14 protein-coding genes and 1 pseudogene are annotated in these 16,480 nt (G+C 72.0%); 9 read left to right on the top strand and 6 right to left on the bottom strand.

All coding sequences use genetic code 11. The features are described 5' to 3' along the window. Positions 1-202: 202 nt before the first annotated feature. The 6 genes and pseudogenes from ftsY to JYA75_RS20505 form a co-directional block, all read right to left on the bottom strand. The gene (gene ftsY / locus JYA75_RS28885) at positions 203-1,870 is read right to left on the bottom strand and encodes a signal recognition particle-docking protein FtsY (protein WP_346778220.1); all 1,668 of its coding nucleotides are present in this window, start codon (positions 1,868-1,870) and stop codon (positions 203-205) included. After that, positions 1,850-5,437: pseudogene (smc, locus tag JYA75_RS20485) on the bottom strand (chromosome segregation protein SMC); the annotation flags it as partial. The gene ftsY and the pseudogene smc, both read right to left, overlap by 21 nt. A gap of 25 nt (positions 5,438-5,462) precedes the next feature. Beyond that, a complete protein-coding gene (locus JYA75_RS20490) occupies positions 5,463-5,753 on the bottom strand; it encodes an acylphosphatase (protein ID WP_006933673.1) in 291 nt (96 codons plus the stop codon). Then, positions 5,750-6,676: a hypothetical protein gene (locus tag JYA75_RS20495; RefSeq protein ID WP_006933668.1), complete on the bottom strand. Its 927-nt coding sequence runs from the start codon at positions 6,674-6,676 to the stop codon at positions 5,750-5,752. The genes JYA75_RS20490 and JYA75_RS20495 overlap by 4 nt, the downstream gene beginning before the upstream one ends. A gap of 26 nt (positions 6,677-6,702) precedes the next feature. Continuing rightward, positions 6,703-7,140 (bottom strand): OsmC family protein, encoded by a 438-nt coding sequence (locus JYA75_RS20500; protein ID WP_006933666.1) that lies wholly within the window; start codon positions 7,138-7,140, stop codon positions 6,703-6,705. 19 nt (positions 7,141-7,159) lie between these two features. Further along, the gene (locus JYA75_RS20505; RefSeq protein WP_185712706.1) at positions 7,160-8,107 is read right to left on the bottom strand and encodes a LysR substrate-binding domain-containing protein; all 948 of its coding nucleotides are present in this window, start codon (positions 8,105-8,107) and stop codon (positions 7,160-7,162) included. Positions 8,108-8,221: 114 nt separating this feature from the next. Between JYA75_RS20505 and pcaH the strand changes: the two genes are divergently transcribed. From pcaH to JYA75_RS20550, 9 genes are all read left to right on the top strand, one after another. Continuing rightward, positions 8,222-8,974 (top strand): protocatechuate 3,4-dioxygenase subunit beta, encoded by a 753-nt coding sequence (gene pcaH / locus JYA75_RS20510; RefSeq protein WP_006933662.1) that lies wholly within the window; start codon positions 8,222-8,224, stop codon positions 8,972-8,974. Then, positions 8,971-9,636: a protocatechuate 3,4-dioxygenase subunit alpha gene (gene pcaG / locus JYA75_RS20515; RefSeq protein WP_006933660.1), complete on the top strand. Its 666-nt coding sequence runs from the start codon at positions 8,971-8,973 to the stop codon at positions 9,634-9,636. Before pcaH ends, pcaG begins: the two co-directional genes overlap by 4 nt. A gap of 109 nt (positions 9,637-9,745) precedes the next feature. After that, positions 9,746-10,984: a cation:proton antiporter gene (locus tag JYA75_RS20520; RefSeq protein WP_029543196.1), complete on the top strand. Its 1,239-nt coding sequence runs from the start codon at positions 9,746-9,748 to the stop codon at positions 10,982-10,984. Positions 10,985-11,049: 65 nt separating this feature from the next. Then, positions 11,050-11,754 carry a TetR family transcriptional regulator gene (locus tag JYA75_RS20525; protein WP_029543194.1) on the top strand — a complete coding sequence of 235 codons (705 nt, stop codon included), beginning with the start codon at positions 11,050-11,052 and terminating at the stop codon, positions 11,752-11,754. Positions 11,755-11,784: 30 nt separating this feature from the next. After that, positions 11,785-12,699 (top strand): ABC transporter ATP-binding protein, encoded by a 915-nt coding sequence (locus tag JYA75_RS20530; RefSeq protein ID WP_029543193.1) that lies wholly within the window; start codon positions 11,785-11,787, stop codon positions 12,697-12,699. Next, positions 12,696-14,297: a hypothetical protein gene (locus JYA75_RS20535; RefSeq protein ID WP_185712705.1), complete on the top strand. Its 1,602-nt coding sequence runs from the start codon at positions 12,696-12,698 to the stop codon at positions 14,295-14,297. The genes JYA75_RS20530 and JYA75_RS20535 overlap by 4 nt, the downstream gene beginning before the upstream one ends. A 74-nt stretch (positions 14,298-14,371) precedes the next feature. Then, positions 14,372-14,950 carry a TetR family transcriptional regulator gene (locus JYA75_RS20540; protein ID WP_161995753.1) on the top strand — a complete coding sequence of 193 codons (579 nt, stop codon included), beginning with the start codon at positions 14,372-14,374 and terminating at the stop codon, positions 14,948-14,950. Further along, the gene (locus tag JYA75_RS20545; RefSeq protein WP_006933645.1) at positions 14,947-15,681 is read left to right on the top strand and encodes an ABC transporter ATP-binding protein; all 735 of its coding nucleotides are present in this window, start codon (positions 14,947-14,949) and stop codon (positions 15,679-15,681) included. Before JYA75_RS20540 ends, JYA75_RS20545 begins: the two co-directional genes overlap by 4 nt. Continuing rightward, on the top strand, positions 15,678-16,457 hold the full coding sequence (locus JYA75_RS20550; protein WP_006933641.1) for an ABC transporter permease: 780 nt from the start codon (positions 15,678-15,680) through the stop codon (positions 16,455-16,457). The genes JYA75_RS20545 and JYA75_RS20550 overlap by 4 nt, the downstream gene beginning before the upstream one ends. Positions 16,458-16,480: the final 23 nt, after the last annotated feature.

The raw sequence follows: 16,480 nt of genomic DNA on the forward strand, positions 1-16,480 counted from the left end.
CAGCGCGGCGAGCTCCCGCAGGAGCCTCTCGTCGCTGCTTCCCCGTCGCCACCCGCCCCGCGGGATCCGTCCGGCACCTGTTTCTACCGAACCGGAGTGGCAGATGGGAACCGAGTGACGATTTGTGACCTTTCCGTGACCAAAACCGGCCACCCGGTCGGAGGCCGGGTGGCCGGTGGTGAGCTGGCGGTGGTGCGGTGGATCAGCCCAGCAGGGCGTCGACGAATGCGCCCGGCTCGAACGGCGCGAGGTCGTCCGCGCCCTCACCGAGACCGACGAGTTTCACGGGGACCCCGAGCTCGTGCTGGACCTGGAAGACGATCCCGCCCTTGGCCGTGCCGTCGAGCTTGGTCAGCACCACGCCGGTGATGTCCACGACCTCGGCGAACACGCGCGCCTGCATCAGGCCGTTCTGCCCGATCGTCGCGTCGAGCACGAGCAGCACCTCGTCGACCGCGGCCTTCTTCTCCACGACCCGCTTGACCTTGCCGAGCTCGTCCATCAGACCGGTCTTGGTGTGCAGCCGGCCGGCGGTGTCGATGAGCACGGCGTCCACACCCTGATCGGTGCCCCTGGCGACGGCGTCGAAGGCGATCGCGGCCGGGTCGCCTCCCTCCTTGCCGCGCACGACCTCGGCGCCGACCCGCTCGGCCCACGTCTGCAACTGGTCGGCGGCGGCCGCACGGAAGGTGTCGGCGGCGCCCAGCAGGACGCGGCGGCCGTCGGCGACGAGGACCCGGGCGAGCTTGCCGGTGGTGGTGGTCTTACCGGTGCCGTTGACCCCGACGACGAGCAGCACCGCCGGGTGATCCTGGTGCGGCAGCGCCCTGATCGACCGGTCCAGCTCCGGGTGCAGCGCCTCGACCAGCACGTCCCGCAGGACGGCCCTGGCCTCGGCCTCGGTGCGCACACTGCGGGCGGCCATCTGCACCCGCAGCCGCTCGACGATCTGGGTGGTGGTGGCGGCACCGAGGTCGGCGATCAGCAGGGTGTCCTCGATCTCCTCCCACGAGTCCTCGTCGAGGTCGCCGCCGCCGAGCAGGCCGAGCAGGCTCTTGCCCACCGCCGACTGCGACCGGGCAAGTCGGCCGCGCAACCGGTCCAGCCGGCCCTCGGTCGGGGCGATCTCCTCGATCGGGGGAACGAGCGGGACAGCCGCTACCTCGGGCTCGGCGGTCGGCGGCGGGGCCACCTCGGGTTCGACGGCGGGTGCCGGCGGAGCTTCCTCGACCGGCGGGACGACCTCGACCGGCGCAACTTCCTCGACCGGCGCAACTTCCTCGACCGGCGGGACGACCTCGGACGGCGCCGGGGCGGTCTCCGGCTCGATGCCCGGGACGGGCTCGACCCTGGGGGCCGGTTCCACGGTGGGGGCGGCACCGGCCTCCGGGGCCCGCTCGGGCTCCACCCGGGGTTCGACCGTCGGCGCCGGAGCCTCCGACACCTCCTGGGGCAGTGACACGACCTTCGGTTCCGGCACGACCTTCGGTTCCGGCACCACCGTCGATTCCGGAGCGACCGGCGGTTTGGGGGACGCGGGCGGTTCCGGGACCACCGGCGGTCTCGGAACCGGCCGCTCGACCGGCTGGGGCGGCGCGGTCGCGGTCGCCCCCTGGGTGAAGCTGAAGCCGCCCGCGGCCTTGTAACCGCCGGAACGATCCTTCTGCTCGGCGGTGCCGAGCTGCGGCGTCTGCTCGGCCGTCAGCGACACCCGCCGTCTCCGGTACAGGGTCAGGCCGACGACGAGCGCGACGAGGAGGACGGCAAGTGCCGCCGCGATGGCTATCCAGGCTCCGGTACTCACGCCCCCCATACTGTCAGGCGCAACGGCCGCGCTCAGCTCTGGGCGAGAAAGATCCTGACCACGCATCCGCTGCGAGATGACGCGGGTGATGCCGTCGCCGCGCATGCTGACCCCGTACAGGGCGTCGGCGATCTCCATCGTCGGCTTCTGGTGGGTGATGACGATGAGCTGGGACTTCTCCCGAAGCTGCTCGAACAGCCCGATGAGCCGGCGCAGGTTGGTGTCGTCGAGAGCGGCCTCCACCTCGTCCATGACGTAGAACGGGGACGGCCGGGCCCGGAAGATGGCGACGAGCATGGCCACCGCCGTCAGCGACTTCTCGCCGCCGGAGAGCAGCGACAGCCGCTTGACCTTCTTGCCCGGCGGCCGGGCCTCGACCTCGATGCCGGTGGTGAGCATGTCCGACGGATCGGTCAGCACGAGGCGGCCTTCGCCGCCGGGGAAGAGCTTGGCGAACACCTGCTCGAACTCGCGCTCGACGTCCGCGTACGCCTCGGTGAACACCTGCAGGATGCGGGCGTCGACGTCGGCGACCACGCCGAGCAGGTCCTTGCGGGCGTTCTTGACGTCCTCGAGCTGCGTGGCGAGGAAGTTGTACCGCTCCTCGAGCGCGGCGAACTCCTCGAGCGCCAGCGGGTTGACCTTGCCGAGGGTCGTCAGGTCCTTCTCCGCGCGCTTGGCGCGCCGCTCCTGGGTGGCGCGGTCGTACGGCTGCGGCTGCGGCGCGACGACCTGTTCTCCGCGTTCCCGCGCCTGTTCGAACTCGGCGATCTCGAGGTCGGACGGTGGCAGCGGCACCTCGGGGCCGTACTCGGCGACCAGATCGTCGGGCGCGATGGCGTACTGCTCGACGACGGCCTGCTCGAGCTGTTCGATCCGCAGCGCGGCCTGCGCGCGGGCGACCTCGTCCCGGTGCACCGCGTCGGTGAGCTGGGCCCGCTGCGCGGAGAGGTCGCGCACCCGCTCCTTGACCTTGTCGAGCTGTTCGGCCCGCTCGGCGCGCTGACGGGTCAGCTCGTCCCGGTGGGCGGAGGCCGCGGCGACCACCTCGTCCAGGTGGGCCGCGACCCGGGCGCCGGACTCGGCCACGGCCGCGGCGACGGCCGCGGCCTGCTTGCGGGCGCGCTGTGCCCGTTCGGCCCGGGCCCGCGCCTCGCGCTCGGCCTGGGCTGCGCGGCGCAGCGAGTCCGCCTTGCCGCGCAGCGCCTGGGCGCGCTCCTCCGCGGTGCGGGCCGCGAGCCTCGCCTCCATCTCGACGGCCCGGACCTCGGCGAGGGCAGCGGCGGCGACCTCTCGGTCGACTGCCGTCGAGTCGGTGCCCGGATCGGCGCCCGCGTCGCTCTGTTCCTGTTCGGCCAGTCGCAGCCGCTCCTCGAGCTCGACGACCTCGCGGCGGGCCGTGTCACGCTCCGTCTCGGCGTTGGTGCGCTGCGCCGCGAGGCGCTCGGACTCGGCGTGGGCGGCGCGCGCGGCCTGCCCGAGCCGGCCGAGCTGCTCGTACACCGCGGACATTGCGGCGTCGGATTCGTTGAGGGCCGCGAGGGTCTGTTCGGCCACCTCGGCGCGGGCCGCCTGTTCGGCCAGGGCGCCGGCGAGAGCCGCCGAGAGTTCCTCGGAGCGCCGGACCGCGCGGTCGAGGTCGGCGCGGGACGCGTCGATCGCGGCCTGGACCTCGAGGGTGCTCGGCGCGCGCCCGGATCCACCGACGACCCAGCCCGAGCCGGCGAGGTCACCGCTCCGGGTCACTGCCCGCAGTTCGGGGCGCACGTGGCACAGTTCGATCGCGGAGCGCAGGTCGTCCACGACGACGGTGCGCGCCAGCAGCGCGTCGAGTCCGCCGCGCAGTTCCGGCGGGCAGTCGATCACGTCCCGCACCCAGCGCGTCCCGTCGGGCAGGCTCGCCGGCTCGGCCGGCGCGGTGGTGCCCCCGGCGACGAACGCGACCCGGCCCTGGTCGGCGTCCACCAGCGCGGCGACGGCCGCGGCGGCCGCCGGGACCGAATCCGCGGCCAGCGCCTCCGCGGCCGGGCCCATCGCCGCTGCGACGGCGACCTCGTAGCCGGCCTCGACCCGGACGCGTTCCGCGAGGGGACCCGACAATCCCAGGTCGGGGCGGTGCTCGAGAAGCCAGGCGGCGCCGTCCTTGCGTTCGAGACCCATCGCCAGCGCCTCGATGCGCGCCCCGAGGGAGGCGACCTCCTTGCCGGCCGCGCGCTCGGCGTCCTGCAGTTCCTTCAGGCGGGCGTCGGCGAGTCGCAGCGCCTCGAGGGCGCGTTCGTGCTGTGCGTCGGCGTCGATCTCGCCGGCGTCGAGGTCGTCGATGCGGGCCTGGGCCGTCTCGAACTCGGCCTGGGCGGCGACACCGCGCAGCCGGGCCTCTTCGATGGCGACGGTCAGCCGGGCCACCTCCGCGTCGATGGACTCGGCGCGGGTGCGCACGGTGTCGACCTGTCCGGCCAGGCGCGCGAGTCCCTCCCGCCGGTCGGCGACGGCCCGCACTGCGGCCAGGTGCGCCCGCTCGGCGGCCGCGGCGGCCTCCTCCTGGACGGCGAGCTGCTCCTTCGCGGCCTCGAGGGTGCCGTGGGCGACCTCGACGGCCTCGAGGAGTTCGGCCTCCTCTTCGGCGATGCGGTCGGCGCGGGCCTCCATCTCGTCCGGATCCTGGCCGTCGCGGACCGCCGGGGCGGTGTCGAGGTGGCGGGCGCGTTCCTGGGCGATGCGCACGGTGGCGCCGAGACGTTCGGCGAGCGCGGAGAGCCGGAACCAGGTCTGTGACGCGGCCTCGGCGCCGGGAGTGAGTCGCGCGACCGCCTCCTCGTGGCGTGCGAGTTCGGCGTTGGCGTCGTCGAGCTCGGCGGAGACGTGATCGAGTCGCTCGCGCAGGACGCGTTCCTGCTCGTCCTGGTCGGCGAACTCGGAGCGCCGGGTCACGAGGTCGTCGGCGGCGAGCCGCAGCCGGGCGTCGCGCAGGTCCGCCTGGATGGTCTGGGCGCGGCGCGCCACCTCGGCCTGGCGGCCGAGCGGCTTGAGCTGCCGGCGCAGCTCGGCGGTGAGGTCGGTCAGGCGCGCGAGGTTGGCCTGCATCGCGTCGAGCTTGCGGACCGCCTTCTCCTTGCGCTTGCGGTGCTTGAGGACTCCGGCGGCTTCCTCGATGAATGCGCGGCGGTCCTCCGGCCGGGACTCGAGGATGGCGGAGAGGCGGCCCTGACCGACGATGACGTGCATCTCGCGGCCGATGCCGGAGTCGGACAGCAGTTCCTGCACGTCCATCAGCCGGCACGAGTTCCCGTTGATCTCGTATTCGCCGGCCCCGTCGCGGAACATCCGCCGGGTGATGGACACCTCGGAGTATTCGATGGGCAGCGCGCCGTCCGAGTTGTCGATGGTGAGGGTGACCTCGGCACGGCCGAGGGGTTGCCGGCCGGCGGTCCCGGCGAAGATGACGTCCTGCATCTTGCCGCCGCGCAGCGCCTTGGCGCCCTGCTCCCCCATCACCCAGGTGAGGGCGTCGACGACGTTGGACTTGCCGGAACCGTTCGGCCCCACGACACACGTGATGCCCGGTTCGAACCGCAGAGTCGTCGCGGACGCGAAAGACTTGAAGCCCTTGAGCGTCAGACCCTTCAAATACATGTGCGAAAACCTTACCGGCGGGCCGTCACCGCTCGACGAAGCCGGTCAGGTCACCGCGCGTCGGCTCCCAGCTCTCCACCACGAGCCGCACCTCTCCCGGGGTCTCGCCCGAGCGCAGCGCGGCGAGGAGTCGTTCGAGGGCGTCGCGGGGGCCCTCGGCGATGACGAGCACGCGCCCGTCGGGATGGTTGGTGGCGTGACCGGCGAGGCCGAGTTCGAGGGCTCGCGACCGCGTCCACCAGCGGAACCCCACACCCTGCACGCGCCCGTGCACCCAGGCGGTGAGCCGGACGGCGTCCGGCGGCGACTGCGTCATGGCTGCTCCCCCGAACTGCGGACCGGACGGACGGCGTGGACGGCGCCGTCGAAGCCGGTGGTGTAGAGGACGTCCGGGTCCCAGCCGGGGCCCTCGCCGAACGCGACCGCGGAGACGAAGGGCACCCCCGTGGCGACCGCGCAGCCGGTGCCGGTGACCGGGTCGACCCGCAGGATCTTCCCGGCGACGTTGAGCGGGACGTACAACGCGCCGTCGGGTCCGACGTCGAGATCGTCGGCGGTCTCGAGGGGCCCGGGCCCGGACGGGTCCAGGGTCCGGACCGGACCGGTGAGGTCGCCGGCGTTCAACGCGTGAATTCGGGTAGTCGGATCGAAAGTCGTAGCTGCATAAACGGTTTCGCCGTCGACCGCGAGTCCGTTGACGGAGCCGAGGTCGGTGCGGATCGTTTCCGGGGCCCCACCCTCGACCGGGACGCGCGTCAGGCCCGGGGGGCTGCCCAGGTTCCGGCTGACGAGGAAGTCCCCGTCGGGCAGGCGGACGAGACCGTTGGGCATGGTCAGACCCGACGCGACGGTGCGCCGCGTCCCGGTGTCGAGGTCGACGGCCTCCAGGGTGCCGTCGGTGCGGCCGAGCAGTCCGGAGACGGTGCCGTTGCCGGTCGTGAAGTACGCCGTGCCGTCGTCGACGACGATGCCGCCGGGCGCCGGGACCTCGGCCACCACGGCGTCGGCCCGTCCCTCGGGCGTGAGCGCCAGCAGCGACCCGCCGCCGGCCGGGGTGGACGCCGAGGCCAGCAGCCGGCCGCGACCGTCGAACGCGAGATTCTCGAGCACGCCGAGCCCGGACGCGACGACGTCCACCCGCCACGGCGCGCAGTCCGCCGGAGCGGGCGCGGCCGTCGCCGGCGCCCCGCCCGCCAGGAACCCCACGGCGAGCGCGAGTCCGGCCGCTGTACGAATCATCCGCCCTCCCTGCCGAGATCCACCGCTCACGCGTCCGGAACGATCTTCAGCGTCACCTCGGTGCCGGCCTCGAGCGTACGGCCGACGGTGCACACCTTGTCGACGGATCGCTCGACGAGCGCGACGAGGCGCTGCTGCGCCTCCTCGTCGAGTTCGCTCAGGTCCAGCGCCATCTCCTCGACGAGGTGCGGGTACACCTCGTTCTCCCGGTCCGCGGCGCCGGAGACACGGATCGTGACGTCGTAGGTGTCGCCGAGCCGGCGCGACAGCGGGAAGTCCGAGCTCATCCCCGAACAGGCCGCCAGCGCGATCTTCAACAGCTCGCCGGGGGTGAAGACACCCTCGACGGTCTCCGACCCGATCAGGACCTCGGCACCTCGGGAGCTGCGGCCCGTGTAGCGGCGGGTGCCGGTGCGCTCGACCCACAGTTCGGTCGTCGGCGTGTCGGAAGTCTGTTCAGCCATGCGGGAGATCCTGCCATGATCACCCGACGGCCAGTTCGCGCAGGATCCCGATGAGCTCGTCCGCGACGACGGGGGTGTCCGCGCTGCTGCGGCGCAGCAGTCCGACGGGTTCGGCGGTGCCCGGGGTCGGTACCGGCAGCCGCACGAGCGTGCCGTCGTCGAGGTCGTCCTGCGGCACTCGCTCGGGTGTCAGCCACACCGCGTCGCCGGCGCGCACCAGCCCGCGCGCGACCGAGACGTCGAGGGTCTCGACGCTGCCGGACGGCAGCCGCAGGCCGTGCCGGGCGAGGAAGCCCTCGGTGTGGTGCCGCGGCACGGTTCCGGCGGTGGCGACGACGAGGGGGTGGTTCAGCACCGCCGGCACCGATACCGGACCCCCGGCCAGCGGATGCCCCGGGCGCACGATCAGGGCCAGCGACTCGGCGTACAGCAGTTCGAACGAGAGCCCTTGCATGGTCTCCGGGTCGGCCATCCGGCCGAGGACGAAGTCGAGCTCGCCGGCGCGCACCGCGCCCAGAAGTGCGGTGTTCGGGGCCGTGCGGATCTGCACGCCGACGTGCGGACGCCGGTCCCGCAGCCGGGTGACCGCACCGGGCAGCAGGGTGCTCGCGACGGTGGGCAGGGCGCCGACCCGCACGGGGGCGACGGCCGGCTGCCCGGTCCCGGAGAGGGCGCGGGCGGCGGACGCCAACGCGTCGGTGACCTCGACGGCGTGGCCCAGGAACTCCTCGCCGGCGGGGGTGAGCCGGGCGCCGTGCCGCCCGCGGTCCACCAGGCGCAGGCCGGCCAGGGATTCGAGTTCGTTGAGGGTCTTGGTGACCGCCGGCTGGCTCAGATGCAGCCGGCCGGCGGCCCGGCCGAGGTTGCCCTCCTGGGCGACGGCGACGAAGCACGTGAGGTGGCGCAACCGGATGCGATCCAGGAGCAGCGACGCCCGGTCGACCGGGGGCACGAAACCGCGTTCCATCACTGCAGGTTATGAAATTCGGCCGAAACCGTCAATTTACATGACTCATGCTCACCCATAACGTGGATCACATCCAGTCCGTCGCAGTGCGACAGTCCCCAGGAGTACCGCCTCATGATCATCGCCGCCCCCGGCGCCGCGTCCGGCGAATTCGTCGAACGCGACCACACTCAGCACCCGCCCGCCCTCACCCCCGGATACCGCACGTCGGTGCTGCGCTCCCCGCGCAATGCCCTGATCGCGCCGCGCAACACGCTCTCGGAGACGACCGGGCCGGTCTTCGACCGTCGCGAGCTGGGCGAGAAGGACAACGACCTCATCCTCAACTTCGCCAAGGACGGCCTGCCGATCGGCGAGCGCCTGATCGTGCACGGCTACGTCCGCGACGAGTTCGGCAACCCGGTGAAGGGCGCCCTGGTCGAGGCGTGGCAGGCCAACGCCGGCGGACGCTACCGCCACAAGAAGGACCGCTACCTCGCGCCGATCGACCCGAACTTCGGCGGTTGCGGCCGCATGATCACCGACGACAACGGCTACTACTTCTTCCGCACCATCAAGCCCGGGCCGTACCCGTGGGCCAACAGCACCAACGCCTGGCGGCCCGCCCACATCCACTTCTCGATCCACGGCACCGGCTGGGCGCAGCGCTTGATCACCCAGATGTACTTCGAGGGCGACCCGCTCATCGAGCGCTGCCCCATCGCGAAGACCATCCCGACGCTGGACCAGCTGCGCAGCCTGATCGCGCAGGAGGATCCCGCCAACAACGCCCCCTTCGACGCGCGTACCTACCGCTTCGACCTCACCCTGCGCGGCCGCCGCGCCACCTTCTTCGACAACGCCAACCTCCCCGGAGCCCCCCGATGAGCCTTTCCCCGCACAGCATGATCGAGCGCCGCCCGGAGACCCCCTCGCAGACCGGCGGCCCGTACGTCCACATCGGGCTCGCACCGCAGCAGGCCGGGTTCGACATCTTCGACAACAACTTCGGCAACGTGCTGACCGCCCCGGAGACGAAGGGCGAGCACATCACCCTCGAGGGCCGCGTCTTCGACGGCACCGGCACGCCCGTGCGCGACGTGCTGATCGAGATCTGGCAGGCCAACGCCGCGGGCAGGTACGCCCACCCCGGCGACACCCAGGACGGACACGCCCAGGACAGGGCGATCGATCCGACCTTCCGCGGCTGGGGCCGCACGGGCGGCGACTTCGACACCGGCGTCTACACCTTCGAGACGATCAAACCGGGACCGGTGCCGGCGAACGTCGGCGGGTTCCAGGCCCCGCACATCCTCATGGTGCTGTTCGCACGGGGCATCAACATCGGCCTGCACACCCGGGTCTACTTCGACGACGAGGCCGATGCCAACGCCGCCGACCCCGTACTCGACGGGATCGAGTGGGAGGTCCGCCGCGACACGCTGATCGCGAAGCGCTCCGAACGCGACGGCAAGGTGGTCTACACCTTCGACGTGCGTCTGCAGGACACCCCGGAAGGCGGGATCGAGACCGTGTTCTTCGACATCTGACCGGGACCCGGGTGGCGCGGGGGCGCGCGTTTCGGACGACGGTCGCCTGGGCATCCTTGCGCCGACCACGTCGCAGCGAACGAAGGCCACGGCACTGGACACCGCGATCATCTACGTTTCCGCCGGGCTCGCGCTGCTTCTCGCCGTCACCGTGCCGCGGCTGTTCCACAACCGGGCGATCTCGGCACCCATGATCGTGCTGGTGGCCGGCGCGGTGCTGGGGCTGTTGTTCGACAACGCCGAAGCCCTCACTCCCGGCGGGCACCCGGCCGTGGCGGAGTACCTCAGCGAGGTCTGCGTGATCGTCGCGCTCATGGGCGTGGGCCTCGCGATCGACCGTCCCCTCGGGTGGCGGTCGTGGAAGTCCACCCGGCGGCTGCTGCTGATCGCGATGCCCCTCGGCATCGCGGCCGTCGCGGTGCTGGGCTGGTGGGCCGCGGCCCTCACCCCCGCGGCCGCGGTACTGCTCGGGGCCGCCCTGGCTCCCACCGATCCCGTGCTGGCGTCCGACGTGCAGGTCGAGGGCCCCACGTCCGGGGAGGGTTCCCACCGCGAAGACGACGAAGTGCGGTTCGCGCTCACCTCCGAGGCCGGCCTCAACGATGCGCTGGCGTTCCCGTTCGTCTACCTCGCGCTGTTCCTGTTCACGAAGGGACCGATCGAGGACTGGATCATCTCCTGGGTGCTGTGGGAGCTGCTCGGCAAGATCGTCCTGGGCGCCGTGGTGGGAGGGCTGGCGGGCCATCTCGTCGGGCGGGCGGTGTTCCACTTCCCCGTCGAGCACGTCCGGCTGGCCGACCGGGGCGAACCGATCGTCGCGCTCGCCGCCACGTTCGCGGTGTACGGAATCGCCGAACTGATCGGCGGCTACGGCTTCCTGGCCGTGTTCGTGTGTGCCGTGGCCATGCGGCGCATCGAACGCGCACACGAGTACCACGCCGAGATGCACAGCCTGATCGAGCAGCTCGAGCACGTCCTCACGCTGGCGGTCCTGCTCCTGCTGGGGGCGGGCCTCACCACCGGCCTGCTCGCCGAGTTGTCGTGGGGGTCGGTTCTCGTCGGCGCCGCCCTGGTCCTCGTGATACGGCCGGTGGTCGGCTGGGTCTCGCTCCTGGGCTGTGACGAGATGGATGTCCGCGAACGCCGCGTCACGGCCTTCTTCGGCGTGCGCGGGATCGGCTCCGTCTACTACCTCGCGTACGCGGCGGCGGAGCTCGACATCGCGCAGGAGCAGGAGCTGTGGGCCGCCGTCGCCTTCACCGTCGTCCTCTCCGTCCTCGTGCACGGGGTGAGCGCGACGAGGGTGATGCGCATGCTCGACAACGCCCGCGTGAAGGGTCCGCCGTAGGCGCCTCGGGGCGGGCCTCCTCCCGGCTCTTGCCGACGATTGAACACGCGGTTAATATACTGACCATGCGTTCAACGCCGGGTCGCCTCTCGGCAGCCGATCGCCGGGACCTCACGTCCGCGGCGCGCATCCGGGAGGCCGCAATCCTCCGTTTCGCTCGCGACGGCTTCGACGCGAGCCTGCGGACCATCGCCGCGGACGCGGGGGTGAGCGGGGCGTTGATCGTGCACCATTTCGGGTCCAAGAAGGACCTGCGACGTGCGTGCGACGAGTGGGTCCTGGGACAGATCCGCGATTCCAAGCGGACGACCCTCGCCACCGGCGACTCCGGTCCGTGGCTGGCGCAACTCGGGCGGGCCGAGCAGTACGCCCCGCTCGCCGTCTACGTCGCCCGCACCTTCCAGGCCGGCGGCGAAAGCGCGGCGGAGTTCTTCGATCACCTGGTCGACGACGTGGTCGACTACCTCGCAGAGGGCGAACGCAACGGGCTGATCCGGCCCTCCCGGGACAACCGCGCCCGGGCCCGCCTGCTCACCGGCATGAGCGTGGGGTCGATGCTGCTGCAGATGACCCTGCACCCGGAACTCCTGCGGGGCGGAGACTTCACCGGGTTCTTCCGGCACCTGACCGAGACCGTCACCGCACCGGCCCTCGAGCTGTATTCCGAGGGTCTGCTCACCAGCCGCAAGCTGCTCGACGACTACCTGATGTACGTCCCGGACCCGCCGGCGGGCGCCGGGGGCGGCGAATCCGCCGCTCCCCCTTCCTGATCCGGAACCCGCCTACCCCAGGACACAATCATGAACACGATCGTCGAGGTCCACGACCTCACCAAGACGTTCGGCGCCACGACCGCGCTGGACGGTCTCAGCCTGCACGTCGGCCGCGGTGAAGTGGCCGGCTTCCTCGGCCCCAACGGTGCCGGCAAGTCCACGACCATCCGGATCCTGCTCGGGCTTCTGCGCGCCGACGGCGGCTCCGCATCCGTGCTCGGGTTCGATCCGTGGCGCGACGCCGTCGAAGTGCACCGGCACCTCGCGTACGTCCCGGGCGACATCGACCTGTGGCCGTCGCTCACCGGCGGCGAGGCCATCGACTTCCTGTGCCGCCTGCGGGGAGGGGCCGACCGTGCGCGCCGCACCGAGCTGGTCGAACGCTTCGAACTCGACCCTCGCAAGAAATGCCGCGCCTATTCCAAGGGCAACCGCCAGAAGGTGGCGCTGATCTCGGCACTCGCCTCGGACGTGGAGCTCCTCGTCCTCGACGAACCGACGTCCGGCCTCGACCCGTTGATGGAACGGGTGTTTCAGGACTGTGTTGCCGAAGCGAAGCAGCGCGGCTCGTCGGTGTTGCTGTCGAGTCACATCCTCGCCGAGGTGGAAAAGCTCTGCGACACCGTGACCATCATCCGGGACGGACGTACCGTGGAATCCGGGTCGCTGGCCCAGCTGCGGCATCTCACCCGGTCGACGATCACGGTCCGCACCGACCTCGACACGTCCGGCCTGGCGCAGGCCGAGGGCGTGCACGCGCTGCGAAACGAGCACGGGCACACCGTGTTCGAGGTCGACAACGCTCACCTCGACGAGGTGGTCCGCCGGCTCGCGGAGTACGGCGTCCGCAGCCTCGAGAGCGCACCGCCGTCGCTCGAGGAGCTGTTCCTGCGCCACTACGGCAGCGATCGACAGATCGCCGGCGTGGGCGGCGTGCGATGAACACCTTCACCGGGACCGCGTCCCTCGTCCGCTTCGGCCTGCGCCGGGATCGAATCAAGCTGCCGCTGTGGGTGATCGGCATCTCGGCCCTGGCGGCGTACTTCGTCGCCGCCCTGCAGCTGGCGTACCCGGTCGCCGAGGACCTCCGCGGCGTGGCCGGTTTCGCCGACAACCCGGCAGGGGTGATGATGTCGGGTCCCGGCTACGGCATGGACGACCCCACGCTCGAGGCGTTCGTCGCGAACCAGTACGGGCTGTACCTGCTGGTCGCCGCCGCGTTCATGAACATTCTCCTCGTCGTCCGGCACACACGGGGCGAGGAGGAGAACGGTCGCACCGAACTCGTCCTGGCCGGCGCGGTGGGCCGGCGCGCCCCGCTGACCGCGGCCCTGGCGACCGCAGTCGTCGCGAACGCCGCCCTCGTCGTGGCGGGCAGCGCGGCAATGACGGCCGCCGGGGCGGACGCCGGCGGGGCGGTGCTGTTCACGGCCGGGTTCGCGGCGCTGGGGCTGTTCTTCGCCGCGCTCACCGCCCTGGTGTGCCAGGTGTGCGAACACGGGCGCACCGCCACAGGACTGGCCGCAGCGGCGCTGGGAACGGCCTTCGTCGTGCGGGGCGTCGGCGACGTCCTGGAGCGGCACGGCAGCGCGGTGTCCTGGCTGTCCCCCATCGCCTGGTCGCAGCAGACGCGAGCATTCGTCGATCCGCGATGGGGCCCGCTGGCCCTGTCGTTGGGGTTCGCGGCGGCCGCCGCGGCGGCCGCGTACCGTGTCGTGGACCGTCGCGACCTCGGGGCCGGACTGGTGCCGCCACGGCCGGGCCGGGCCGAGGCGGCACCGGCGCTGGCGAACCCGTTCGCCCTGGCGCTACGGCAGCAGCGCGGCAGCATCGCCGGGTGGGGCGCGGGCCTGGCGCTGATGGGGTCGTTCTACGGCTCCCTGACCGGCTCGATCGCCGAGAGCTTTGCGAACCTGCCCGAGGACATTCTTGCGCTCATGGGTGGTTCGGCCGCGAATCTCGTCGACGGCTTCCTGGGCCTGACCGGATACACGACGGCCTTCCTCGCCTCCTGCTTCGCGATCCTGTCCGTCCGCCGCCTGCGGGGCGAGGAGCAGTCGGGCCGGATCGAGCCCGTTTTGGCGACAGCTACGAGCCGTGCCGGATGGATGGCAGCGGGGCTGTCCGTGACCGCTCTGGGCGTGGTGGCACTCCTCGCACTCGCCGGCGTGGGGACCGGGCTCGGGGCCGCGGCGTCCACCGGGGAGCCGACTCGGGTGCCCGCATCGGTATGGGCGCATCTCGGATACGCCCCCGCCGTCCTCGGCATCGCGGCGATCGGAGCGGCGCTGTTCGGTCTCGCCCCCCGCGCCTTCGATCTGGTCTGGGTGCTGGTCGTCTACGGCTACCTGGTGGGCAGTTTCGGACCGATCCTCGACCTGCCCGACAGCGCCGGCGTCCTCTCCCCGCTGAACCATGTCCGGCAGATGCCGCTCGAACCGTTCGCCGCGGGCTCCTTCGTCGCTCTCGTCGTTCTCACCGCGCTCGTCACGGCGGCAGGGCTGGCCGCGTTCCGGAAGCGCGACGTCGTGAGTACGTGAGAACCCGCCGGGTGGACCGGGCAGTGGCGGCACACCCCTTGATCGCCCGAACTGTTAGTGGCTAACATTATGGGGTGTCCAAGTCCGAGCGGACCCGGCAGCGCATCCAGGCAACGGCGGTGCAGCTGTTCACCGAGGACGGCTACGACGCCGTCACCGTCGACCGGATCGCCTCCGCCGCCGGGGTGTCGCACATGACCTTCTTCCGGTACTTTCCATCCAAAGACGCTGTTCTGCTTGATGATCCCTACGACCCTGTCATTGCGGACGCCGTGGCCGCGCAGCCGGCGGACCGGAGCCCGCTGGAACGGGCGTGCCGGGGGATCCTCGACGCCTGGGCGCTGATTCCCGAGACGGATCTCGGGGACGTGCGCACTCGCCTGCGGATCGTCGCGGCACACCCCCGGCTGCGCGCGCGGATGTGGGAGAACACCCTGCGCACCCAGGAGGCCGTCGCCGCCGCGCTCGCCGAACCGGGGACACGACGACTCGAGGCCGCAGTGGCCGCCGGGGCCTGCATGGGCGCACTCATGGCGGCGCTGACGGACTGGGCAGAAACCGGCGACGAGGCTCTCGGCAACCGGATTGCGTCGGCCCTGCACCAGCTCGCACCGGAGGCCAGTCCCTCACGGCAGTCACGGGAGGTGCCGTGACCGAGGTCGGCGACGTCGTGCTCGAGTGCCGGAACGTGTGCAAACGCTACGGCTCCGCGCCGGTACTCGAGGGCGTCACCACCGAGGTGCGGGCGGGCGAGGTACACGCGTTCGTGGGCCTCAACGGGGCGGGAAAGACGACGTTGATGCGCCTGTTCCTCGGCATGATCGAGCCCGACGACGGAATCGTGCGCGTGCGGGGCCTGGCGCCGTCGACGATGCCGGCACGGCACTGGACGGGCGTCGGGCACCTGGTCGAAACACCGCTGGCCTATCCCGAACTGACCGTCGCGCAGAACCTGCGCATCGCGGGCCGCCTCGCCGGCCTGTCCGCGGCGGGCGCCACCGCCGCGGCCGACCGGTGGATCGAGGAACTGGTCCTGTCCCGGTGGGCGCGGACCAGCGCACGGAAACTCTCCCTCGGCAACCGGCAGCGGCTGGGTCTGGCCGCGGCGCTGATCGCGGACCCGGATGTGCTGATCCTGGACGAGCCGACCAATGCGCTCGATCCGGCCGGGATCATGCTGCTGCGCACGCTGCTGCAGCGCAGCCGGGAGCGCGGCGCGGCGACGCTGGTGTCCAGCCACCATCTCGACGAGGTCGCCCGCGTGGCCGACCGCATCACAGCCGTCAACGAGGGACGCGTCGTCGGCTCCCTCGACCCGGACGGAATCGATCTCGAGCGGCAGTTCTTCGACCTGGTGTACCGCGACAGCGAGGCGCGACGATGACCACCTCCGAGCAGATCCGGGCCGCGCTGGCGGTCGAGTGGGCCAAGTTCCGGCGGGCACGCCCCGTATGGGTCACCACCGCCCTTCTCACGACGGGGGTGGTGGCCATGTGCGTGCTGACCCTGCAGTCCGTGCACGGTGCCAACGCGGTGATGGCGGGTAAGGCGCAGACCATCGTCGGCGACGGCGGCCGAGCGGGACTGTTCGCCGCAGCCGACACCATCGTCTCGGTGGGCGGGCTTCTCGGATTCGGTGTGGTCATCGGCTGGGTCTTCGGCCGCGAGTTCACCGACGGAACGATCACCGGTCTGTGGGCCGCGCCGGTCTCCCGCCCGGCCCTCGCCGCCGCAAAGCTGCTGATCCTGCTGTCGTGGGCGGCCGCCACCAGCCTCGCGCTGGGCGCCGCACTGGCGGTGGTGGCGGGAACGCTCGTCGACGACGAGCCCCTCGACCCGGGGACGCCGGCGCTCGTGGGCAGATTCCTCGCCGTCGCCCTGCTCACCGCGGGGCTCGCATTCCCCTGCGCCTGGGTCGCCACCGTTGCGCGGGGATACCTGCCCGCGGTCGGGACGATCATCGCCGTGGTGGTCGTCGCCCAGATGGCGGTCATGGCCGGAGCGGGCGGCTGGTTCCCGTTCTCGGCTCCGGGCCTGTGGGCGGCGGGACCGCAGGCCGGTTCCGTCACCGGTCCGCAACTCGCGCTCGCCCTCGTCGTTCCTGCCGTCTCGGCGGGCCTGACGCTGTGGTCGTGGCGCCGGCTCGCCCTCGTGCACTAGGACTCCCCAAGGGGCCGAAGTCC

Source organism: Rhodococcus sp. PSBB066 (genome assembly GCF_017068255.1).
Taxonomy (GTDB): domain Bacteria; phylum Actinomycetota; class Actinomycetes; order Mycobacteriales; family Mycobacteriaceae; genus Rhodococcus; species Rhodococcus aetherivorans.